Here is a 20811-nt window from a genome sequence, read left to right as displayed (position 1 = left end):
TAAAATAGTTAAGTACAAATTAAATATCAGGCTCAACATGAACAATTACATAGGTTATATTCAAATCCTTTCTAAGATTTTCTTCAATCTTTTCTGTTATCTTGTGTCCTTCAATTACGGTTATCTCTGCGCTAACGGCTACAATTGCATCTAGGAGAATATTATTACCATGCACTCTTGCTCTTATGTCCTTAACCTTTTTTACGCCTGGAACCCTCTTTATACTATTAGTTATATTATCTAGTTCTTCTTTTTCAAATCCATCTGTTAAATTATGTGATGCTTCTTTAAAAATATCAAAGCCGGTTTTCACTATTAATATACCAACTACTACCGCTGTTAATGGGTCTATCCAAGGTAAGCCGAATTGAGATGCCACAATTCCTACTGCTGTACCTATGCCAACCCAGGCGTCAGAAAGATTATCTTTAGAAGCAGCCATAAGGCCAGAGCTGTTTATCTTAATAGCAATCTTTTTGTTATAACGATAAACACAATATATTATTGCTGCACAAAATACTGCCACAGCTGCTGATATTAGATCTGGCGCTTGAGCTTTAAAGTATATAATGGAATGGGCAGCATTAAATAAAACATCTAATCCAACGGCTATCATAATCAAGGATGCTATAAGCGAGGCAATTGTCTCTGCCCTAAAATGTCCATAAGGGTGGTCATCATCTGCTGGTTTTCTCGAAATCTTAAGCCCAATTAAGACAGCTAGTGAAGCCACTATGTCTGTTGTATTGTTAAGCCCATCAGCCGTTAAGGCCTTTGAGCCAAATAAGTATCCGATTCCAAGCTTTAAGAAAGATAACGAAATATATGCTATAATGCTTACACGTGCACCTCTTTCTGCAAGCTTTAGTCCATTATACTTTTCTTCCATATTACTCACTCCTCGATTAATAAACTTTTTTAGTTGCCATTTTCTGCAGTAGCCTCTTTTTTAGGCAAGGCTACATCGCACACTTGACCGAAGAAAGCAAATTTTACTCCAAATAAATATATAAGTACTCCTAAAATAGCTAAATAAAGAAATATATATATTGGGCCTAATAATGATGCCGGTACAGAATTATATAATGTTATTGTTCCAAAGAACATAAATACAATTCCAGCTCCCCATTTTATGTATATTTCCGGTATATGTTTGCACATCCATACCCCGCAAAGAATACCAATGCTATCTGCAATAAGCATTCCTACTGTAGTTCCCATTAAAATAAATATTGGCTGATTATTTTGCGCTGCTATAGTTACAGTCATAAGCTGAGTCTTATCCCCCATTTCAGCTAAGAAAAACGCAATAGCAACTGTAACAATTGGTCCAAATTTTAATTTTTTATCTTCTTCATCCTCTAGTTTATCCCCTCGTATAGTCCAAAGTCCAAAGGCTAAGAAGGCTGCAGCTGCTATTATTTTTACAACATTCATTGGTACCAAGGAACTTAAGTAACTTCCTACAGCTACTGCAAGTGCATGATTCAAAATTGTTGCTAATAATACCCCCATAAGAACTTGTTTAGCTTTATATTTACCTGCCATAGCCATAGCAAGAAGCTGGGTTTTATCTCCCATCTCTGCAACCACAACAAGTAATAATGCTTTAATAAATACTGACATTCTTCACCCTCCAATTAAATAAATAGTTTTGATTAACTCTACCCTCCCATAAACCTTATTTCAAATTTATAAAAATAAAGACTTTCAACACAATGTAAATACACCATGTTAAAAGTCTTTCTTGATGTTTTACTTAACCACATCAAAAAAGACTTATAACACAATAGAACATTGTGCTAAAAGTCTCACTTAACTAAAATAGTTACGATAAAGCCAGACCTAAGGTCAGTATGTTGACTTTATCACCTTTTACAAGGCAGTTACTCCCTCTTAACTAAATTTATTTATTTGATAAAATAATTATAATTTGAAATACATCTTTTGTCAATTATCTTCCATGTAAAGTAAGGTGCTTTTTTCCTTGATTAGATGAAGTTGTATAAAACTCTTTAAGAAATTAGAGTGCATCAAATGGATAAAATATAGAACCAATTTCTTATAGATTTTTATGAGTTCCATCACAATATGGTGGATTTTTAGTATATTTACATGCACATAGATAAGCTATTTCATCTTTTTCCACCGTAAATCCCAGTGGTTCAAAGGAAGTACCCTTGTGTGTTCCATCACAAAAAGGCTGTTTTCCGCTTCTTCCACAGGAACACCAGTAATAAGTTTCACCATTTTTTAGCTCTACAGGAATTGGTGATTTTTGTGCTGCTACAGGTTTTTTATCCATTTTCATCTCTCCTTCATTTTTTATTAAATAATTTCTTTAAGATAAATTCAATATTATTCTGTGTGAATAATTTGATTTTATTCTATATGTTTGTTTTGATAAGTAGTCTCCTACTATTAATAAGTACATCTAAAGGATAATTTTAAATACTTAGAACATTAGTTAGTTATATTAAATATAGTATTTTTCCATATTTCCTACATTGCAAAATAAAAAACGTCCTAATTTTAGGACGTTTTTTGATTACTTTTTATTAACTTAAGCCTAACACTTTCATAATCCCATTAGCAAGCCCAGCTGCACACTTTGCTTGAAAATCTGGACTATTTAAAAGCTTTTCTTCAGTTGGATTATTTATAAATGCTAGTTCCATAAGAACTGCTGGCATTTTCGTATTTTTCACAACGTAAAGGTTAGAGCCCTGTACAGTCCTCTCATATAAACCATTTGCTGCCACTAGGTTGTCCAGCAATGTTTTAGCTAAGGAGCTGTCGCTAGGCTTACCTGCAGAATACCAAGCTTCACTACCATTAGCAGAACTACTGTCTGCAGAATTACAATGAATACTTATAAAGAAGTCAGCATTAGCATTATTGGCTATATCAGTCCTTATTTTTAAATTATCAGTTTCGGTTATATAGGGAATATTGTCATCAACTCTTGTATATACAACATTAATGCCTTGAGCCTGAAGCAGTGCGCCTAATTTTAAAGCTACAGCTAAATTTACATTCTTTTCCAGAATCTTTGTTGGTCCTACTGCACCGGAATCCTGACCTCCATGTCCAGCATCAATAACAACTGTCTTATTTTTTAATGTTTTAAGTCGCTGCTCAATACTTAAGCTTATTGCACCAGTACCACCTAAAATTTTAAAGCTTGCACTTTCAGTTATCTTTGGTGTAAGTAAGCTTATAGAAGGAGCTAAATTACTGTTGTCCAATAAAAATACTGGAGAAGCAGTTAAGGCTGCTGCTGCTGATCCAGCTAATCCGTCTGGAAAAACCTGTGCAGATGCAACAAATACATTTACATTACTTAGATCTAAAGCTGGCCAAAATTCATTAATAACTGCCAAATTTGTTTGAATTCTATCTGCACCTGCTAATCTCTTTGTGTTAGAAAACTGCTTTAGTACCGTATCACTAATTGCTCCAGTTCCACCTATTACATATACCACATCTCTACTAGTTGAAGTTATGAATTGTTTAATTTCATTGTCTATTGTACTCTTATTAGATAACAAGATAGGCATACTAGAAAGTGCTGCTGGTGCTGCTACTGAAACTGCATCTGGAAAGTTTTCCCCAGAAGCTATGGCTACCTTTGTACTGGCACCAAGCTCCTTTGCAAGCTCCTTTGCAACTAATAAAGAAGTTTTATATCTATCTATGCCGCCTAACCTAGTGACTTTTATTCCAAGAGCTTTAATAGTATTCTCCACATTTTGTGATATAACTCCAGTTCCACCTATTATGTATACGTTCTTCACTGAAAGTCTGGTAAATTCGCTCTTAATATCAGCGGTTAAAGTATCTCCCTGAGTCAAAAGTATGGGTGCATTATACTTTTTAGCTAGAGGTGTAGCACATAGAGCATCAGGATAATCCTTACCAGAAGCTAGTATAACATAATCTGAGTTCCCCCAATTATTTCTTGATACCTCCAGGGCAGTTGCATATCTATCAGCCCCCCCATATCTTGTCGTTTCAATTGCAAATGCCTTACTACTATTAAATATTGTTAATAGTAATATTACTGCAGCAAATACGACAATATTTAACATTTTCTTCATCCAGTTACATCCTCCTTGGCTATTTTATCTTTAATTACTACTATTAGTTATTATACAACAAATTTATTAATATTTTATGAAGAAATACACATTTTTTAATGTTAAAATATTACAAGACTTTCTTTTCATAAAAAAAGAGCCTTGATAAACCTAGTTATCAAGACTCTTTAAAGACTATTGCACTTCTATTCCTGCCACTTCATATCCTGCATCATCTATTGCAAACTTTATATCCTCATCCTTTACATCTGAAGAAGCTTCAAGTATTGCTGTTTTAGATGCTAAGTTTACATCTACACTAGTTACACCTTTAAGTTCGCTTAAAGCTTCCTTAACGTGATTAACGCAGTGTCCACAGCTCATTCCTTCAACTAATATTTTCTTTTTCATTTTATTTTCCTCCTTTTAGTGGTCACACTGAGTAGTTTTAGACTACTCGGTGTTCCTCTGATAATATATATAAATATTCAAATATTAAAATATTTACCTAACTGGTTTAAAGCCTTTAAGCCTTAATGCATTTAATAGAACAGATACAGAGCTAAAGCTCATAGCTGCAGCAGCAATAATTGGATTTAATAGTGGTCCTCCAAAGAGGTACAGTACTCCCATGGCAACTGGAATACCTAATGTATTATAGCCAAAGGCCCAGAATAAATTCTGCTTAATGTTGGTAATGGTTTTTTTGCTTAATTGTATTGCAGTAGGAACATCCATTAAATCACTTCTCATAAGAACAATATCAGCAGATTCCATAGCAACGTCTGTTCCAGAACCTATAGCAATACCAATATCAGCCTGTGCAAGTGCTGGAGCGTCATTAATACCATCTCCCACCATAGCAACCTTCTTGTTTTCTGCTTGCAGCTTTTTAACTTCGCTAGCTTTATCCTGAGGTAAAACTTCAGCTAAAATTCTATCTATACCAACTTGTTTTGCTATAGCTTCCGCAGTTCTTTTGTTATCTCCTGTAATCATAGCAACTTCGATACCCATTTCATGAAGCTTTTCTATGGCTTTTTTACTGTTTTCTTTAACTGTATCTGCTACAGCTATAATACCTGCCATTTTGCTGTTTATAGCTACATACATTGGAGTTTTACCTTCTCCTGCTAACTTATCTGAATTTACTTCTAAATCCTCTAAAGATATATTACTATGAGTCATAAGCTTTTTATTTCCAAGTAAAATATTTTTATCGTCTATTTTAACTTCAATTCCATATCCAGGTAAAGCTTTAAAGAAATCAAGCTTTTTAAACTCTAAGCCTTTTTCTTCTGCACCTTTAACAATAGCCTCTCCCAGTGGATGTTCAGAGCCTTTTTCAGCAGATGCAGCTAGCTGTAACAAATCATTTTCATTTATGCCATTTGTAGTTACAACGTCTGTAACCTTTGGTTTGCCTTCTGTTATAGTACCTGTTTTATCAAATACTATGGTCTTTATCTTATGAGCTGTTTCTAATGCAACACCACTCTTAATCAAGACTCCATATTCTGCGCCCTTACCCGTACCAACCATAATTGCTGTTGGTGTTGCAAGTCCTAATGCGCAGGGACAAGCAATCACAAGAACTGAAATAAATATTGTTAGTGCAAATACACCTGTTTCACCCGACATGTACCATGCGATCGCTGAAATTACAGCTATTGACATAACAACTGGTACAAAGTAGCCTGAAATTACATCAGCCATTTTAGCAATTGGAGCCTTAGAACCTTGAGCATCTTCAACTAATTTAATAATCTGTGCAAGAGCTGTATCCTTACCAACTTTAGTTGCTTTATATTTAATGTTCCCATTTTTATTTATACTAGCTCCGATTATATTATCACCAATATTTTTTTCAACTGGAATACTCTCACCTGTAAGCATAGACTCATCAACTGAAGTAATGCCTTCTACTACTTCCCCATCTACAGGCATCTTCTCTCCAGGTTTAACTACGATTATATCTCCTACTTCAACTTCATCAATAGAAATTTCTGTTTCTTTACCATCTCTTATTATTATTGCTGTTTTAGGTGCAAGTCCCATTAGCTTTTTAATAGCTTCAGAAGTTTTACCTTTAGTCACTGATTCTAAGTATTTACCTAAAGTTATGAGGGTGATAATAACTCCTGCTGATTCAAAATATAAGTCATAAGCATAGTCAATGTTTCCCTCAAAAATTTGAACAATAGCAAATATTCCATATAAAAATGCTGCTGATGTACCCATTGCAATTAGTGAATCCATATTAGGACTTCTTCTAAGCAATGATTTAAAGCCCACTCTAAAGAATCTGTTACCTGCAATCATAACTGGTATTACTAAAGCTAGTTGAACTAATGCAAAGGTCCTTGGATTTATCATAGGATCAATAAAGTTTGGAAGACTAAATCCAAGCTTTTCTCCTATCATGTGTCCCATTGAAATTGTGAGTAGAGGTATTGTAAATATTAATGAAATAATAAATTTCTTCCAAAGTAATTTTATTTCCTTTTCTTTCTTCTCTTTATCTTCATCTACACTGACTTCTTCTTCTAAAGCCTTATACCCTGCCTTTTCTATAGCCTTTTTTATATCTGACATTCTAACCTTAGAAGGTTCAAATCTAATACTTAGTTTTTCTGTTGCAAAATTAACATTAGATTCTATAACTCCATCAAGTTTTTTTGTTACCCTTTCTATTGTTTTAGCACAAGCAGCGCAGGTCATTCCTTCTATTTTTAAGGTTTTACAATTTGCCTCAACAACAGCCTTGTAGCCTGCTTTTTCAATAGCAGCTTGAATATCTGGAATAGCTACTTCAGCCTCATCAAAATTTATACTTAGCTTTTCTGTGGCAAAGTTAACATTTGCCTCTGTTACTCCTTGGAGCTTCTTAGATGCTTTCTCTACAGCCTTCGCACAAGCTGCACAGGTCATTCCTTCTATTTTTAATGACTTAGTCGCCATTTATAACCCTCCCGAATTCCTTATTTGCACACAAAGATTATTAATCTTCACGTCTCCTGAATTCCTTATTTGCACAAAACAATTATTAATTGTTTTGCCTCCTGTATTCCAGTGCTCTTATTTATCAATAATCTTAGATAAAAGTTCAATTATTTCTTCAACTTTTTCATCACCATTGTCATTTTTAAATGCATCTTTTACACAATGATGCATATGCTGCTTTAAAATAAGCATATTTGCTTTTTTTAAAAGAGCTTGAGCTGCAATAATTTGATTAGATATATCAACACAGTATCTACCATCTTCTAGCATCTTTATTATTCCTTCAATTTGACCTTTTGAGGTCTTAAGTGATTGTAATGCCTTTTTTTGTTCTTCGTTCATACCCTGCCTCCAATACCCCCTCCCTATGCGGGGGTGGTTCATGTCTATACTATAATCCTTTATTTTATAAATTTCAAGGGGGTTTCTAAAAAATTAATGTTAATTTTTATTGCTTTATTTTAAATGTCTTTATTATTTGAGCTGGATTTTCACCCATATCATCCCTACCAGTAGGCTTGAATTTCCAGCCAGAACCTTGAAGCTTATTTATATCTAGCCCCGCTTTTATTAATGGATCAGCTTTAAGTACAAATGCCATATCTGCATTGTTAAGTCCTAATTTTTCTGTCCACTCTACTTCATTTCCATCACCAAGAATTAGCCTATAATGCTGCTGTTCATTATGATACTTAACTAGGCTTGGATCTTGCTTTAGAATTCTCCTCATCGCATCCTCTGAACCGTTAGAACTTACCTTTTTATCGCTTACGTTATATGGTTTAATTAATCTATTTGGTAAGTCTTGTCCATTTTCATCCTTGCCTGCTGGCTCATATAACCATTTATTTTTATCAAGTTTATTTATATCTAAACCTGCTTTTATTAATGGATCTGCAAGCATCACCATAGCAAAGTCTGCCTTGTTAGCTGATGTGTCCTTTGTCCATTCAAAATTTTCTCCACTTGAAATCTTAAATCCCCAGTGCTGAAGCTTGATGAAAACCTTTATTTGATGGGTAGGCCTTTACTATTGCATTAAAGGCATTAAGCCCATTATCTGTTTCTTTGTTTCCCGTTACTGTCCTACTGCAGCCTGCAAAGAATAGAACTAAAAATGAAGAAACAAGTAAAGAAACGATTTTCTTAGTCTTATTCATATAATTACAACTCCTTTATGTATTTTGATATTCTACAAATACATAATAATCAAATTATATGAAGACTATATGAAGAAATAGCCGCTTAAAATATATTTATTTCATCATAATTATTCAAAGTACAAATGATTTATTAACCTCTATAAATAATTATTTATTTTTAGTAAAGTAAATCTTAAAGGTAGTTCCTTTCCCTTCCTCGCTTTCTACGTCTATTTTAGCAGAATGAAGCTGCAGAATATTTTTAACTATTGTTAACCCTATACCGCTTCCTTCAATTTCATGCCTGCTTTTATCTCCCCTATACAGTCTTTCAAATATGAAAGCTAAATCTTCTTTCTTTATTCCAATACCATTATCTTTTACTTCCACAATTGCCTCTTCATCATCGCCATAAAGGTTTATGCAAACTTCTCCATTACTTTTAGTGAATTTAATGGCATTGGATATAAGATTTATAAACACTTGCTTAAGTTTATCTTTATCACCTGTTATTAAATAGTCTTTTTTAGGCTGAACATTATAGTTAAGTATAATATTTTTATTTTTTGCTGCCATATTAAAATCCAAGTAAATTGCTTGAATTAATTCATCTAATGGAATAACTTCAAAATTAAGCTTTATGCTTTCTGATTCGAACTCCTTTAAAGCATTCAAATTATTAAGCAGCCTTCCAAATCTTATCACTTCTTCACTTAGGTAAGATAATCTTTCTGTAGTAATTGGAAAAAGTCCATCTATCATTGCTTCTAAGTTGTTTTGCAGAACATTTAAGGGCGTTCTTATTTCATGTGATATATCAGATACTAATCTCTTCCTAAGCATATCTTGATATTTCAGTTTCTCTGCTAAAATATTAATACTCTTTCTTAGACTTTCTATTTCCTTAATGTTACTTTCTGCACTTGATTTTGTATTAAAGTTTCCTTCCGATAGGCTCTCAGACATAATAGCAACTTCCTTAATTGGATTAGCAAACTGTCTTGAGAAATAAAGACTTATAACAACAATAATGAGAAGGGTTATAATTCCGCTTACAATAATGCTATTATTTATGGATTTTTTAAAATTCAAATCATCTTCTGATAGTAATACTGATGAGTATTGTCCAATATCAACATACCCAACTATTTTATTATTCACCTTAATTTCAAATCTCTTAGAGTTATAAATTCCATTATTTTTTACCGGCATAGTATTTAAATTTAGTTTATTTTTAATATCATTTGGGTTCATACCCCATATAGACTTCTCATTCTTATCAAGAAGAGTTAAACAATAATTACCCATATAAGCCTCATGCATTAACTCTATACCTGAGTTTTCAGTCCACTTTCCTTCTTTCTTATATAGTTCTTGAAAATAATATACAATACTCTCATATCTATTATTTTGCGTATCCACCATATACTGATTGAATTTATTGTTTATAGTAATGTTAACAAATAACGTAATTAACAATATTGCCGTAATTGAACAGGTAACTAATAAGAAGCTTAATTTTTTTCTAATTGTCTGCACTAATCTTCACCCCCAAACTTGTAACCTACTTTCATGACTGTTATAACATACTTTGGATTTTTTGTATCTTCTTCTATTTTCTTGCGTATATTTTTTATGTGTACATCTATAGTTCTATCATAACCATCAAAGTCAACACCAAATATTTTATTTATTAATTGTTCTCGTGATAATACTTTCCCTTTATTTATTATTAGAGTATATAATATATCAAATTCATTTGGGGTAAGCAAAACTTCCTCTTCATTAACTTTTACAATTCTTTTATCATAATCTATGGTTAATCTTCCATCATTGAATATAAAGCTTGTATTTTCGTAAGCTTCAGATAATCTTCTAAATAATGCATTAACTCTAGCCGTTAACTCCCTTGGACTAAAGGGTTTAACTAAATATTCATCTGCACCGATATTTAGTCCCTCTATTTTTTCATTTAAGGTTCCCTTTGCAGTGAGCATAAAAATATAAACATCTGAGGTTTCTCTAATAATTTTACATATTTTTTCTCCGCTTATATCAGGCAGCATTAAATCGAGAATTATTAGTTTAAAATTCAATTTTTTAAACAGTTGAATTCCTGATAAGCCTTTTGTAGTGCAGTATACCTTATAACCTTCCTTTTCTAAATATGCTTTTAAAACCTCGGATACCTTTTCTTCATCCTCTATTATTAAAATGTTATACATAATAACACACCTCGTATTTCGATCTTAATGAAAATATCTTTAAAATATATTAATTCAATGTATCATGCCTTATACTCATTATAACAATTTCTTTTAAAGATAATATGAAGATTAATTATAATATTTTTATGGTGCTTGCTTAATATTTATAAAAAAAGAAGTCTGGCCTGATATTCCAAACTTCTAATTAAAATTGAATTTACTTTTCTATTGCATCTCGGATTTTTCTATATTCTTCTTCATCAATTTCGCCTTTTGCATATCTTTGTTTCAATATTTCCAGAGCATTATTGCTAATATAATTTTTTGTATTATCTTTTCTGCCTAATGTTATTTTATATACCACCATGGCGATTATTATTATTAAAACCAAAGCTATTAGGCAGAAAAAGCCTATCCAAGGCATCATATTATATCCATAACCATATCCATATACAGTTCTATATCCCATCATATCTATTTTCACCCTTTTTATTTCTCAGAATTTGCATCTAGTGAATGTTTTTCTGGTTCATGCATTCCAATTTTATGTCCATTTTCTATTCCTATATTGCCTCCGTTTTGAAAATATACTTGTCTAAGCTCTGGATTAGATTTAGGCCTTGTCTTTCTTAAACCTTTATTATTATTCATCGCCTTCCTCCTTTTATTCGGAACACTGGGTAGCCTAACTTGTGGATTGCCATCCACAGTCTATCCGTCAAAGTCCATTTAGGACTTTGGCCTCCTTTTTTAAAAATTTCTTCAATATTAATTTAACCAATGGAGAAATATATATTATAGGAAAATAAAGTAGTAATTTTTATTTTTTTCATTTATTATTAATAAGTAGATTAATGAACAAATCATTTTAAAAACATTAGATGCCATATTTACGATAAAACTTAGGCGGTGATTTTTTGAAAATTAATCCTGTACTAACCTTAAAAAGAGCATTATACATTGCCTGCGCTAGTCTTTTCTCTTCAATTGCAATAAACATGTTTATAGTACCTCATAAGCTTTTAAGCGGAGGAGTTTCAGGCATTGCACTTATAACTCAATATTTATTCTATATTCCTGCAGGTCTTATAATTATTTTACTCAACATACCACTTCTTATATTAAGCTTAAAAGAACTTGATAAAGAATTTACTATATTGACTTTAACAGGAACCATCTGTCAGTCATTATTTTTAATTCTTACAAGAAATATTTCCATGGTATATCATACTAATGACATTTTATTAAGCTGCATTTACGGTGGTGTTATAAATGGAATTGCATTTGGTATTGTATTTAGCAATCATGGCTCCTTAGGCGGAACAGATATAATTTCCATGATACTAAGAAGAAGATATAATCTTGAAATCGGAAATGTATCTTTTGGTATAAATATATTAATTGTGTCTATTGGTTCAGCGTTTTTCGGAGTTGAGAAGGGACTTTATACCTTAATTTCTATGTATATAGCATCTTCAGTACTGGATAAAGTTATCAAAGGACTAGACAGAAAGAAAATGCTCCTTATTGTTACTGATAAGGAGAAAGAAATAATTGATAAGATACATCTGGACTTACACAGAAGTTCGACTCTCTTATATGGGCTTGGAACCTACACAAAGGCTGAAAAGAAGTTAGTTTATAGTGTGGTATCCCTCTCTCAGGTACCTAAAGCAAAGCAAATTGTAGAAAATGCTGACCCCTATGCCTTTATGTCTATTCTAGACACCTCAGAAATACAAGGTAAAGGCTTTAAAAAAGCAATTTGACAAAAGTATTATAAAATACGAAACTAAGCTACTATATATAAAATATGTTACATGAGCTGATCGCTGTGAAAGAAGTTCTAAGCTTAGAATAGCCACAAAACCAAGTGTTTTCGTAAAACTCACATTCGTTCAAACAAACGAACAACACTAAGGCTTTGTGGCTATTCTTTCACAAAGAACTTCTAGTTCTCGCTATATGCTCATTCCACATATTTTAGATATTTCCGCTAATTTCATATTTAACATTATTATTTTTTATTCGAGTTAGCTCTATTCATTAAAGTTTCACTGCATTTTGAGGTTTGCCCTCAAGCCACTTTTCTATATTACCTAGGGTAATATGTGCTCTTCTTACCATAGCTTCCTTTGTTGCAAATCCTATATGCGGTGTTACTGTGCAGTTAGGTGCATTAAGCAAGGCATCATCAATTGTAAGTGGTGGTTCAATATCAAACACATCAATTCCAGCTCCTGCAATTCTTCCTTCTTTAAGGGCCTCTGCTAATGCATGATTATCCACAATAGGACCTCTTGCAGTATTAATTATAATAGCGTTCTTTTTCATAAGTGCTAGCTTTTCCGCATTTATAAGTCCCTTAGTTGCCTCATTTAATGGAGTATGTAAAGAAACGATATCACTTTCTTGTAGAAGTTCATCTAAGGATACGTATTTAACCCCTTTTGCTTTTAAGTTATCCTTTTCGCTTCTGTTATAGGCTAGAACTTTGCAGCCAAAGGCAATAGCTATTTCAGCTACCTTACTTCCTATTGCTCCTGTACCTACTAAGCCTATAGTTTTCCCATCCAAATCCCTTTGACTAAATCCATCCTTAGTTTTCCCTTCTCTTGCAGCCTTATCAAGAGGAACTATGTTCCTAAGAACTGATAATATTAATCCAAAGGTTAATTCTGCTACTGAAGAAGTGCTGTAGCCTGCCGCATTACAGACCATTAAGTTTTTATCCCTGCAGGTTTTAAGATCCACGTGATCTACTCCGGTAAATGCAATAGATATCATTTTAAGGTTTTCTGCTGAGGAAATTACTTCACCTTTTAAAGGCATGTTTGCAAGCACTATTACTTCAGCATCCTTTACTCTTTCCTTTAAAACTTCAACATTTAAGTTTTTGTCTTTATGTATTATAAGTTCGTGTCCTTTGTCCGTCATTGGTTTTGCAATATTTCTAAGTTCTTCTTCAGAAACTCCTAGAGGCTCAAGAATAACTATTTTCATATACGTCAACTCCTCATTTAATGATTATGTACAATAATATAATAGCCTTTTAATTAATATAATTCAATGCAGAGAATTTTAAAAAAATAAAGCCTACCATCCATACAGATGATAGACCTTATTATTAATTATTATTTTTTATAAATTTTTTTCGTAAGATTCAACCATTTTCTTAACCATTTGTCCGCCTACTGAACCGGCTTCTCTTGAAGTAAGATCTCCATTGTAGCCTTCCTTTAAATTAGTTCCTACTTCTCTTGCAGCTTCCATTTTAAACTTGTTTAATCCATCCTTTGCCTGTGGTACCAATACTCTATTACTTCCGTTTGCCATAATCATTTCCTCCTTTTTTATTTATGTAATTCTTGTTTGTAATATTAATATTGCCCGAAATACAATTATTACACTATAAAACTATTGGCATTAGTACCACATCTAACCACACTATGTAACTTGTTTTTATTTCACATTAAATGAGAATAACTTAATTTAGCATATTCCTCCTATTAATTACATTGTTTTCGGCTATTTGATAAATTTTATTATAGTTTTTTGAAAAATTATAAAATTTTAATCTAAATTATAGATTAATATAAAAAGATTGTTAATTTTTATATTAATTAAATTTAATGAAAATATTATTGTTAAATATTAAATTATAAATACAGTCTTTTATATTTTGTATAATATAATAATGAAATCATATAAACATGTATAATTCATTTTTAGCTCTAGGTGATTTTTTAGCATCACAAAAAATGAAAATCCCTATCAAAAGATAGGGATTTATATATAAGTCTTTAGTATCTTACCAACCGCTTCCTACTGCATTATGAACGAAAGCTGCTATTCTATTTACAGGTATATCGATAATTGAGCCAAGTCCTCTATTTCCAGTGCAATCTATTCTGTTAGTTCCTCTAGATGTACCTCTGTCATTTTCATTATTTCTAAAGCGCCTCTCATCACAGCAATTTCCAAGTGCGCAACCAGGAGCTGGCCCTATTTGAGTGATTAATCTTACAAAGCCATTATTAACTGATGCTAAAACTCCAGTAAAGCCTTCACCAGACTCTCCTCCACTAGTTGTAAAAATTGTTACTGTTTGTCCAATGTGTCTTGCTAAATCTCCAACTACACTAAAGCCATCAGGCATCTTAAGTTTCCTCCTTTCTTATTATAAAAATTTATTAGGACCTTTGTCCTAATACATAGTATGTTTAACATGTAATTTTGCTACAAAATGAAAAATTATTTTTATACTATATTATGAATAAAAGCTGTTATTTTGTTTATAGGAATATTTGTTACAGACCCCAGTGATGTCTCATCTCCCTCCTCATGGGAAAAGCTCTCTTTAAAGGTTATCTGTGGAGCTGACTGTATTTTTGTCAAAAGTTTTATTTGATCCAAACTTACCATAAGCAGTACTCCAGTAAATCCATGTCCAGATATACCGCCGCTTGTAGTAAAAATAGTTATTGTTTGACCCATAAATTTTAGCAGGCTCTCTTTAAAACTTTCATTGTCAAAATTATAGTATTTCTTTTTCCTATTTATATTCACTATTACTATGTTCCTTCTAAACAAGTACTCGTTCCCCTTATAATTATTCATAATTTTATTGTATGCTTTGATTTTATGAAGGTTCATATATAAAATAGATAAGACACCAGCAGCTGCTGATGTCTATATTTTTATTATTTAAAACACTACCATCCGCTTCCTACAGAATTATGCACGAAAGCTGCTATTCTATCAATTGGAATATCTACTACTGCGCCTAAAGTTCTTCCTGTGCAATCTATTCTGCGCTCAGTATCTCTATTTTCTCTATTTGCTATTCTGCTCTCTACGTTACCAGTTCCACCTAAGAAGTTAATTTGATTTCCTGTACCGCTAATATTATCTTCTTCAGTACACCCTCTATTAACATTACCTGTATTCTCTCTTCTTTCATCACAGCAATTTCCTAATGCGCATCCTGGTGCTGATCCTATCTGAGAAATAAGTCTTACAAAACGACAATTTACTGAAATCAAAACTCCTGTAAATCCTTCTCCAGATTCTCCTCCGCTAGTAGTAAATATAGTTACTGTTTGTCCAATATGCCTAGCTAAATTAGCTGCAAAACCGCTTAAACTTGCCATCCTATGTGTCCTCCTTTCTTGTTTTTATGATTTAATCTGACTCTATGATTCTGATATATAATATGACACCTATGGAAAAATGTTACTTAGTTTATTTATTATTTCTTACCCCTTATTAATGTTGTTTTTTTTCAGAATAAATAATATAATGATAGTAGGCTGTTATATTTAAAAAAAATAGCTGTATTAGTTGTAATTTTTAAAAATTTAATTTATATGGGGAGGTATTATCTTGAATTCGTTAATTTTTTCACTAATTTTAGTTCCTTTAGCGTTTTCCTTCTTGTTTTTACTAAGTGAAAATAAGAAACTCTATAAAATACTTTCATATGTATTACTTGCCTTTGGAGCCATTACTTCAATAACCTTAGCAATACATGGTCCAATTCAACTGGAAATAACAGGCTCAGTTTTTAGTTTCTTAGAAGGAATCGTAACTGTCTTTGAAATTTTAATTTTAGCATTCATATTTTGGGTATCTAAGAAACATAATCGCAAAATCGTTTTTACACTAACAATCCTTCAATCAATTATATTTATTTATTCAACATTTTTTATGGATAAACATCATGAAGTACTTATAAATGTGGATAGTTTCTCAATAATAATGTTACTTCTAATTAACATTATTGGTACATTAATTCTAGTATTTGCAAACGGATATATTACTGAATACGAACATCACAGACATATGAAAAGCAAGCAAAGATTATTTTATTTCGTAATAAGCATCTTTCTTGCTGCAATGAATGGATTAGTTATTAGTGATGCTTTAGGGTGGGTTTACTTCTTCTGGGAAATAACTACATTAGCTTCATTTATTTTAATTTCCTATAATGGAGATGAAGAAGCCTATAACAGCGGCTTTAGGGCATTATTTCTAAATATTATCGGCGGGCTCTGTTTCTCAATAGGAATTATATTGTTCCAAAATCAATTAGGTATTTCGACTTTATCTGGAATAGCTGAGAAAGGCCAGCTTTCTGGTATTTATATAATTCCTGTTTTCTTATTATGTATTGCAGGCTTTGCAAAATCAGCTCAGATGCCATTTCAAAGCTGGCTGCTTGGTGCTATGGTTGCACCGACCCCTGTTTCTGCACTGCTTCACTCAAGTACAATGGTTAAAGCAGGAGTATATTTAATAATTAAATTAGCTCCTTCCTATGCAGGCACTAAGCTGGGTACTGCAATTGCATTATATGGAGGAATTTCCTTCCTATTATGTTCAGCTATAGCAGTTACACAAAGAAATGCAAAAAGAATACTTGCTTATTCTACTATAGCAAATCTAGGACTTATAATCTGCAGTGCTGGTATGGGCAGCAGTTTAGCTATAGCTGCAGCAATTATTTTAACAGTATTCCACGCTGTTTCTAAAGCTCTATTATTCTTATGTACAGGACAAATTGAGCATACCATCGGAAGCAGAGATGTAGAAGATATGACTGGCCTTATTTCAAAAGCACCTGTACTTGCTATAATTACAGCTTTTGGACTTGTTTCAATGATATTGCCTCCTTTTGGAGTATTAATAACAAAGCTAATTTCAATAGAAGCAACTGCCCAAAATCCATTTTTAGTAATTCTAATTATACTTGGCAGTGCCTTAACTACTCTTTACTATATTAAATGGATGGGAACTTTGCTTGCTTCACCAGTAAATTCCCTTGAAAAGAAAAATGGTGCAAATTTCAATATATATATACCCCTTTGGATACTAAGCTGTTTAGTTTTAATATCAAGTATTTTTGTAGCTCCACTTTATAATAATTTAGTTTCTCCAGAGCTTAAAGCTTTATTGCCAAATGCATCAGAGGCTTTAACAATCAAAAATGCAAATATAATAGCTCAGACTGGAAGCTTCAATAATAATATTGTATTTATTGTAATAGCTGTAGTAATAGGAATCGCCTTCTTAATACACAGAACCTTAATTGGAAATACAAGAAAAACCGATATATACATGTGCGGTGAAAATGTTAAAGATGATGCAGATATGTTTAGGGCTCCTGCAGGATCTTACGAAAAGGCCGTATTCGGAAACTACTATTTAACAAGAATTTTTGACGAAAAGCTTATAACAAAGCTTGGAGCTGTAGTTTCAATTGCACTGATGTTAATTGTAATACTAGGAGGTCTGTCATAATGAGTACTACAGAAATAATTGTTAGAATACTTTTAGTTTTAATTGCAGCACCTGTAATTGGCTGCTTCTTTGCTGGAGTTGACAGAAAGCTTACAGCTAAGCTTCAGGGAAGAATAGGGCCAAAGCTTCGTCAACCCTGGTATGATTTTAGAAAGCTTATGTCTAAGGAAAATCTAGTAGTTAACAAATATCAAAACCTTTATATACTATTTTATTTAATCTTTATTATAGTAAGTCTTATAATGTTATTCTTAGAAATGGACTTACTTATGATTATCTTTGTTTATACCATTGCTAATGTGGCTCTTATTCTAGCAGCTATGAGTACTGGTTCTCCTTACAGCAGGATTGGTGCAGCTAGAGAAGCAATTTCTATGCTGGCTTATGAACCAATATTAGTATTTTATATAGTTGGAATGTATATGCTTACTGGTTCCTTTAAAATTTCTGAATTAAATGGTGCAAATGCTCCACTTCTACTCTATTTACCACTTGTATTTATATCAATGCTATTTATAATGAGTATTAAGTTTAAAAAATCTCCTTTTGATTTCTCAAGTTCACATCATGCACATCAGGAATTAGTCAAAGGAATGTTTACAGATTTTTCTGGCCCAACAATGGGCATAATAGAATTTGCACACTGGTATGAATATGTATTTCTCTCAGGACTTATGTTTATATTTTGGAAACAAAATTTTATTATGGGAACAATATTATCATTATTTACTTTTTTCTTTGTAATCATAATAGATAACATAACAGCAAGACTATCCTGGGAATGGATGCTAAAAGTTACTTGGACAATAATTGTTGGACTCTCAATTGTGAATATACTATTTTTATATCTAAACAATGTGAAATTAATTTGAAGAAAGTGAGGTTTTAGTTATGGCAGGAGTTATGTCAAAATCACCTTGGATTGTTCATATGAACTGTAACAGCTGTAATGGCTGTGATATAGAATTACTTGCTTGTCTTACTCCACTATATGATGCCGAAAGACTTGGAGTTATTAATATTGGAACCCCAAAGCAAGCTGATATTATGGTTATTACTGGTTCAGTTAACAGTAAAAGTATAGACGTAGTTTTAAATACCTATAATCAAATGCCTGAACCTAAGGCAGTTGTTGCTGTAGGGGCTTGTGCCACATCAGGAGGTATCTTCCACGACTGCTACAATGTTTTAGGCGGCGCTGATAAGCTTATACCTGTAGATGTATATGTGCCTGGATGTTGCCCTAAGCCGGAAACAATAATGGAAGGAATAGCTCAGGCAGCGGTTATACTTGATAAAAAAAGAGAAGAAATGAAGAGGTCAAAGTCCTAAATGGACTTTGACGGGTAAGTCTGCCGATGGGCAATCGGCAAGTTAGACTACCCAGTGGGCGAAGCCAAAGTCCTAAATGGGCTTTAACTGGTAATAATGAGCGGAGCGAATGGTATATTACCCAGTGTTCCGACTAAAAGGAGGTAAATGTCCTAAATGGACATTTACGAGCAATTATCGAGCGGGAGCGAGGGAGCTTAATTGCTCAGTGTAACCACTAAAAGGAGGAAATTTATGCTTGAGAATCTAGTTGTTATAGACAAAGAAGATATTAGAGAAGCCGTTAACAACAAAAAACTTTACGGAAATAGATTTGTTGCTATGACCTGTGAAAAAGAAGGAGAATTTTACGAGCTTACCTATCACTTTGACAAAAATTATGAGTTAAGTAACATAAGAATTTTAATTAAGCCTGAGGATATTATTAAAAGCGTATCATCAATATATCCTTCAGCACTTTTGATAGAAAATGAATACAAAGATCTTTATGGCTTTGAATTCGAAGGACTCTTAATTGATTATAAAGGACATTTATTACTTGCAGAAGAATCACCAAAAGCACCAATGTTAGATAAAAACACTAAATAGAAAGGGGTACATTTATGGCAAAGACAGTTATTCCATTCGGACCTCAACATCCAGTTCTACCGGAGCCAATTCAGTTAAAGCTAGTTATGGAAGATGAAAAGGTAGTCGAAGCACTTCCTGCTATAGGCTATGTTCATAGAGGCCTTGAGAAAATGGCAGAATTAAAAGACTTCAATCAATCAGTTTATATAGTTGAAAGAGTATGTGGAATTTGTAGCTTCATGCACTCTATGGCTTATGTTAGAGGTATAGAGGATATCATGAATATCCAAATTCCAGATAGAGCAGAATTTTTAAGAGTAATATGGGCTGAAATAGGAAGGCTACAAAGCCATTTCCTGTGGCTAGGACTATTGGCAGATGCCTTTGGTTTTGAAAGCTTATTTATGGAAACCTGGAAATACAGAGAGAAGATTCTTGATTTAATGGAAATGACAACTGGTAACAGAGTAATAATTTCTGCAAACAAGGTTGGAGGAACAACAAAAGATATCACTCCTGACCAAGCAAAACTAATAATAGATGCAGTTGATACCTTAGAACAGCAGATGAAAGATGTTGAAAAAGTATTTTTCGATAACTACACCGTTAAACAAAGACTTGTAGGTGTCGGAATTCTTACAAAGGAAGATGCTGCAGAATATGCTGTAGTTGGACCTATGATGAGAGCAAGCGGCATTAAATATGATTTAAGAGCAACAGGTTACAGTGCCTATAAGCACCTTGATTTTGAGCCTATAGTTGAAAATTCAGGAGACAGCTATGCACGCTGCGTAGTTAGAGTTAAGGAAATATATCAATCCTTTGATTTAATAAGACAGGCAATTAGTAAATTACCTTCTGGTGATATTGCTGTACCTGTTAAGGGCTTTCCAAAGGGAGAAGCTATATCTCGAATAGAGCAGCCAAGAGGAGAAGCAATTTATTATATAAAGGCAAATGGTACAAAGAACCTAGAGAGGTTAAAAATAAGGACTCCTACTTTTGCTAATATACCGTCATTACTTAAAATGCTTCCTGGGAGTAAGCTTCAAGATGTGCCTATTCTAGTTTTAACAATTGACCCATGTATTAGCTGTACAGAACGTTAAAAGCAAACACATAAGCTTTTAAGGATGATTTAGCCTAAAATTAAATCATCAAATAATAATTTTGGGG

The 20811-nt window shown here is 32.7% G+C and carries 24 protein-coding genes and 1 riboswitch; of the genes, 6 read left to right on the top strand and 18 right to left on the bottom strand.

The annotated features are described in order from the left end of the window. Positions 1 to 19 precede the first annotated feature (19 nt). The 13 genes from ACJDUG_RS00220 to ACJDUG_RS00160 all read right to left on the bottom strand — a co-directional run bounded on the left by ACJDUG_RS00220 (position 20) and on the right by ACJDUG_RS00160 (position 11082). On the bottom strand, positions 20 to 889 hold the full coding sequence (locus ACJDUG_RS00220) for a cation diffusion facilitator family transporter (RefSeq protein ID WP_406767865.1): 870 nt from the start codon (positions 887 to 889) through the stop codon (positions 20 to 22). A gap of 29 nt (positions 890 to 918) precedes the next feature. Further along, positions 919 to 1626: a TMEM165/GDT1 family protein gene (locus ACJDUG_RS00215; protein ID WP_406767864.1), complete on the bottom strand. Its 708-nt coding sequence runs from the start codon at positions 1624 to 1626 to the stop codon at positions 919 to 921. 190 nt (positions 1627 to 1816) lie between these two features. After that, positions 1817 to 1907: riboswitch (yybP-ykoY riboswitch) on the bottom strand. 155 nt (positions 1908 to 2062) lie between these two features. Then, positions 2063 to 2305 carry a CDGSH iron-sulfur domain-containing protein gene (locus tag ACJDUG_RS00210; protein ID WP_406767863.1) on the bottom strand — a complete coding sequence of 81 codons (243 nt, stop codon included), beginning with the start codon at positions 2303 to 2305 and terminating at the stop codon, positions 2063 to 2065. Between the two features lie 253 nt (positions 2306 to 2558). Further along, positions 2559 to 4100, bottom strand: coding sequence for an N-acetylmuramoyl-L-alanine amidase (locus ACJDUG_RS00205; RefSeq protein ID WP_406767862.1), 1542 nt, complete (start codon positions 4098 to 4100; stop codon positions 2559 to 2561). 174 nt (positions 4101 to 4274) lie between these two features. Then, the gene (locus ACJDUG_RS00200) at positions 4275 to 4490 is read right to left on the bottom strand and encodes a heavy-metal-associated domain-containing protein (protein ID WP_406767861.1); all 216 of its coding nucleotides are present in this window, start codon (positions 4488 to 4490) and stop codon (positions 4275 to 4277) included. A gap of 93 nt (positions 4491 to 4583) precedes the next feature. After that, entirely contained in the window at positions 4584 to 7040 is a 2457-nt protein-coding gene (locus tag ACJDUG_RS00195) for a heavy metal translocating P-type ATPase (RefSeq protein ID WP_406767860.1), read from the bottom strand. A gap of 117 nt (positions 7041 to 7157) precedes the next feature. Beyond that, the gene (locus ACJDUG_RS00190) at positions 7158 to 7424 is read right to left on the bottom strand and encodes a metal-sensing transcriptional repressor (protein WP_406767859.1); all 267 of its coding nucleotides are present in this window, start codon (positions 7422 to 7424) and stop codon (positions 7158 to 7160) included. Between the two features lie 106 nt (positions 7425 to 7530). Then, positions 7531 to 7992, bottom strand: a complete 462-nt coding sequence (locus ACJDUG_RS00185) for a hypothetical protein (protein ID WP_406767858.1) — start codon at positions 7990 to 7992, stop codon at positions 7531 to 7533. A gap of 64 nt (positions 7993 to 8056) precedes the next feature. Further along, entirely contained in the window at positions 8057 to 8242 is a 186-nt protein-coding gene (locus tag ACJDUG_RS00180) for a hypothetical protein (protein ID WP_406767857.1), read from the bottom strand. Between the two features lie 150 nt (positions 8243 to 8392). Next, positions 8393 to 9763 (bottom strand): sensor histidine kinase, encoded by a 1371-nt coding sequence (locus tag ACJDUG_RS00175; RefSeq protein WP_406767856.1) that lies wholly within the window; start codon positions 9761 to 9763, stop codon positions 8393 to 8395. Further along, positions 9763 to 10449, bottom strand: coding sequence for a response regulator transcription factor (locus tag ACJDUG_RS00170; RefSeq protein ID WP_406767855.1), 687 nt, complete (start codon positions 10447 to 10449; stop codon positions 9763 to 9765). The genes ACJDUG_RS00175 and ACJDUG_RS00170 overlap by 1 nt, the downstream gene beginning before the upstream one ends. A 199-nt stretch (positions 10450 to 10648) precedes the next feature. Further along, on the bottom strand, positions 10649 to 10903 hold the full coding sequence (locus ACJDUG_RS00165; RefSeq protein ID WP_406767854.1) for an SHOCT domain-containing protein: 255 nt from the start codon (positions 10901 to 10903) through the stop codon (positions 10649 to 10651). Between the two features lie 17 nt (positions 10904 to 10920). Beyond that, positions 10921 to 11082 (bottom strand): hypothetical protein, encoded by a 162-nt coding sequence (locus ACJDUG_RS00160; RefSeq protein ID WP_406763294.1) that lies wholly within the window; start codon positions 11080 to 11082, stop codon positions 10921 to 10923. 266 nt (positions 11083 to 11348) lie between these two features. Here ACJDUG_RS00160 and ACJDUG_RS00155 point away from each other — a divergent pair, with 266 nt between their 5' ends. Continuing rightward, the gene (locus tag ACJDUG_RS00155) at positions 11349 to 12200 is read left to right on the top strand and encodes a YitT family protein (RefSeq protein ID WP_406767853.1); all 852 of its coding nucleotides are present in this window, start codon (positions 11349 to 11351) and stop codon (positions 12198 to 12200) included. Between the two features lie 277 nt (positions 12201 to 12477). Here the strand turns inward: ACJDUG_RS00155 and ACJDUG_RS00150 are convergent, their stop codons facing one another. The 5 genes from ACJDUG_RS00150 to ACJDUG_RS00130 all read right to left on the bottom strand — a co-directional run bounded on the left by ACJDUG_RS00150 (position 12478) and on the right by ACJDUG_RS00130 (position 15584). Continuing rightward, the gene (locus ACJDUG_RS00150) at positions 12478 to 13434 is read right to left on the bottom strand and encodes a 2-hydroxyacid dehydrogenase (RefSeq protein WP_406767852.1); all 957 of its coding nucleotides are present in this window, start codon (positions 13432 to 13434) and stop codon (positions 12478 to 12480) included. A 138-nt stretch (positions 13435 to 13572) separates the two neighbouring features. Beyond that, positions 13573 to 13767, bottom strand: coding sequence for an alpha/beta-type small acid-soluble spore protein (locus ACJDUG_RS00145; RefSeq protein WP_406767851.1), 195 nt, complete (start codon positions 13765 to 13767; stop codon positions 13573 to 13575). A gap of 475 nt (positions 13768 to 14242) precedes the next feature. Beyond that, on the bottom strand, positions 14243 to 14590 hold the full coding sequence (locus tag ACJDUG_RS00140; RefSeq protein WP_406767850.1) for an LSm family protein: 348 nt from the start codon (positions 14588 to 14590) through the stop codon (positions 14243 to 14245). A gap of 101 nt (positions 14591 to 14691) precedes the next feature. Continuing rightward, entirely contained in the window at positions 14692 to 15024 is a 333-nt protein-coding gene (locus ACJDUG_RS00135; RefSeq protein ID WP_406767849.1) for a hypothetical protein, read from the bottom strand. Between the two features lie 122 nt (positions 15025 to 15146). Then, complete coding sequence (locus tag ACJDUG_RS00130; protein WP_406767848.1) at positions 15147 to 15584, bottom strand: hypothetical protein; 438 nt, start codon at positions 15582 to 15584, stop codon at positions 15147 to 15149. Between the two features lie 232 nt (positions 15585 to 15816). Between ACJDUG_RS00130 and ACJDUG_RS00125 the strand changes: the two genes are divergently transcribed. From ACJDUG_RS00125 to ACJDUG_RS00105, 5 genes are all read left to right on the top strand, one after another. Further along, on the top strand, positions 15817 to 17733 hold the full coding sequence (locus ACJDUG_RS00125) for an NADH-quinone oxidoreductase subunit 5 family protein (protein WP_406767847.1): 1917 nt from the start codon (positions 15817 to 15819) through the stop codon (positions 17731 to 17733). Beyond that, positions 17733 to 18605: a respiratory chain complex I subunit 1 family protein gene (locus ACJDUG_RS00120; RefSeq protein WP_406767846.1), complete on the top strand. Its 873-nt coding sequence runs from the start codon at positions 17733 to 17735 to the stop codon at positions 18603 to 18605. Before ACJDUG_RS00125 ends, ACJDUG_RS00120 begins: the two co-directional genes overlap by 1 nt. A 19-nt stretch (positions 18606 to 18624) precedes the next feature. Next, a complete protein-coding gene (locus ACJDUG_RS00115; protein ID WP_406767845.1) occupies positions 18625 to 19065 on the top strand; it encodes an NADH-quinone oxidoreductase subunit B family protein in 441 nt (146 codons plus the stop codon). 234 nt (positions 19066 to 19299) lie between these two features. Beyond that, a complete protein-coding gene (locus ACJDUG_RS00110; RefSeq protein ID WP_406767844.1) occupies positions 19300 to 19653 on the top strand; it encodes an NADH-quinone oxidoreductase subunit C in 354 nt (117 codons plus the stop codon). A 14-nt stretch (positions 19654 to 19667) separates the two neighbouring features. Beyond that, entirely contained in the window at positions 19668 to 20744 is a 1077-nt protein-coding gene (locus ACJDUG_RS00105) for a hydrogenase large subunit (RefSeq protein WP_406767843.1), read from the top strand. The last annotated feature ends 67 nt before the right edge of the window (positions 20745 to 20811 follow it).

It is taken from the genome of Candidatus Clostridium stratigraminis (assembly GCF_045310675.1).
In the GTDB taxonomy this organism is placed as follows: domain Bacteria; phylum Bacillota; class Clostridia; order Clostridiales; family Clostridiaceae; genus Clostridium_AT; species Clostridium_AT stratigraminis.
This window is presented reverse-complemented; position numbering and strand designations above follow the sequence as displayed.

Excerpts from the sequence above, each read along its gene's own strand:
- ACJDUG_RS00220 (WP_406767865.1), bottom strand. The coding sequence starts at position 889 with ATGGAAGAAAAGTATAATGGACTAAAGCTTGCAGAAAGAGGTGCACGT.
- ACJDUG_RS00215 (WP_406767864.1), bottom strand. The coding sequence starts at position 1,626 with ATGTCAGTATTTATTAAAGCATTATTACTTGTTGTGGTTGCAGAGATG.
- ACJDUG_RS00210 (WP_406767863.1), bottom strand. The coding sequence starts at position 2,305 with ATGGATAAAAAACCTGTAGCAGCACAAAAATCACCAATTCCTGTAGAG.
- ACJDUG_RS00205 (WP_406767862.1), bottom strand. The coding sequence starts at position 4,100 with ATGAAGAAAATGTTAAATATTGTCGTATTTGCTGCAGTAATATTACTA.
- ACJDUG_RS00200 (WP_406767861.1), bottom strand. The coding sequence starts at position 4,490 with ATGAAAAAGAAAATATTAGTTGAAGGAATGAGCTGTGGACACTGCGTT.
- ACJDUG_RS00195 (WP_406767860.1), bottom strand. The coding sequence starts at position 7,040 with ATGGCGACTAAGTCATTAAAAATAGAAGGAATGACCTGTGCAGCTTGT.
- ACJDUG_RS00190 (WP_406767859.1), bottom strand. The coding sequence starts at position 7,424 with ATGAACGAAGAACAAAAAAAGGCATTACAATCACTTAAGACCTCAAAA.
- ACJDUG_RS00185 (WP_406767858.1), bottom strand. The coding sequence starts at position 7,992 with ATGGTGATGCTTGCAGATCCATTAATAAAAGCAGGTTTAGATATAAAT.
- ACJDUG_RS00180 (WP_406767857.1), bottom strand. The coding sequence starts at position 8,242 with ATGAATAAGACTAAGAAAATCGTTTCTTTACTTGTTTCTTCATTTTTA.
- ACJDUG_RS00170 (WP_406767855.1), bottom strand. The coding sequence starts at position 10,449 with ATGTATAACATTTTAATAATAGAGGATGAAGAAAAGGTATCCGAGGTT.
- ACJDUG_RS00165 (WP_406767854.1), bottom strand. The coding sequence starts at position 10,903 with ATGATGGGATATAGAACTGTATATGGATATGGTTATGGATATAATATG.
- ACJDUG_RS00160 (WP_406763294.1), bottom strand. The coding sequence starts at position 11,082 with ATGAATAATAATAAAGGTTTAAGAAAGACAAGGCCTAAATCTAATCCA.
- ACJDUG_RS00150 (WP_406767852.1), bottom strand. The coding sequence starts at position 13,434 with ATGAAAATAGTTATTCTTGAGCCTCTAGGAGTTTCTGAAGAAGAACTT.
- ACJDUG_RS00145 (WP_406767851.1), bottom strand. The coding sequence starts at position 13,767 with ATGGCAAACGGAAGTAATAGAGTATTGGTACCACAGGCAAAGGATGGA.
- ACJDUG_RS00140 (WP_406767850.1), bottom strand. The coding sequence starts at position 14,590 with ATGCCTGATGGCTTTAGTGTAGTTGGAGATTTAGCAAGACACATTGGA.
- ACJDUG_RS00130 (WP_406767848.1), bottom strand. The coding sequence starts at position 15,584 with ATGGCAAGTTTAAGCGGTTTTGCAGCTAATTTAGCTAGGCATATTGGA.
- ACJDUG_RS00120 (WP_406767846.1), top strand. The coding sequence starts at position 17,733 with ATGAGTACTACAGAAATAATTGTTAGAATACTTTTAGTTTTAATTGCA.
- ACJDUG_RS00115 (WP_406767845.1), top strand. The coding sequence starts at position 18,625 with ATGGCAGGAGTTATGTCAAAATCACCTTGGATTGTTCATATGAACTGT.
- ACJDUG_RS00110 (WP_406767844.1), top strand. The coding sequence starts at position 19,300 with ATGCTTGAGAATCTAGTTGTTATAGACAAAGAAGATATTAGAGAAGCC.
- ACJDUG_RS00105 (WP_406767843.1), top strand. The coding sequence starts at position 19,668 with ATGGCAAAGACAGTTATTCCATTCGGACCTCAACATCCAGTTCTACCG.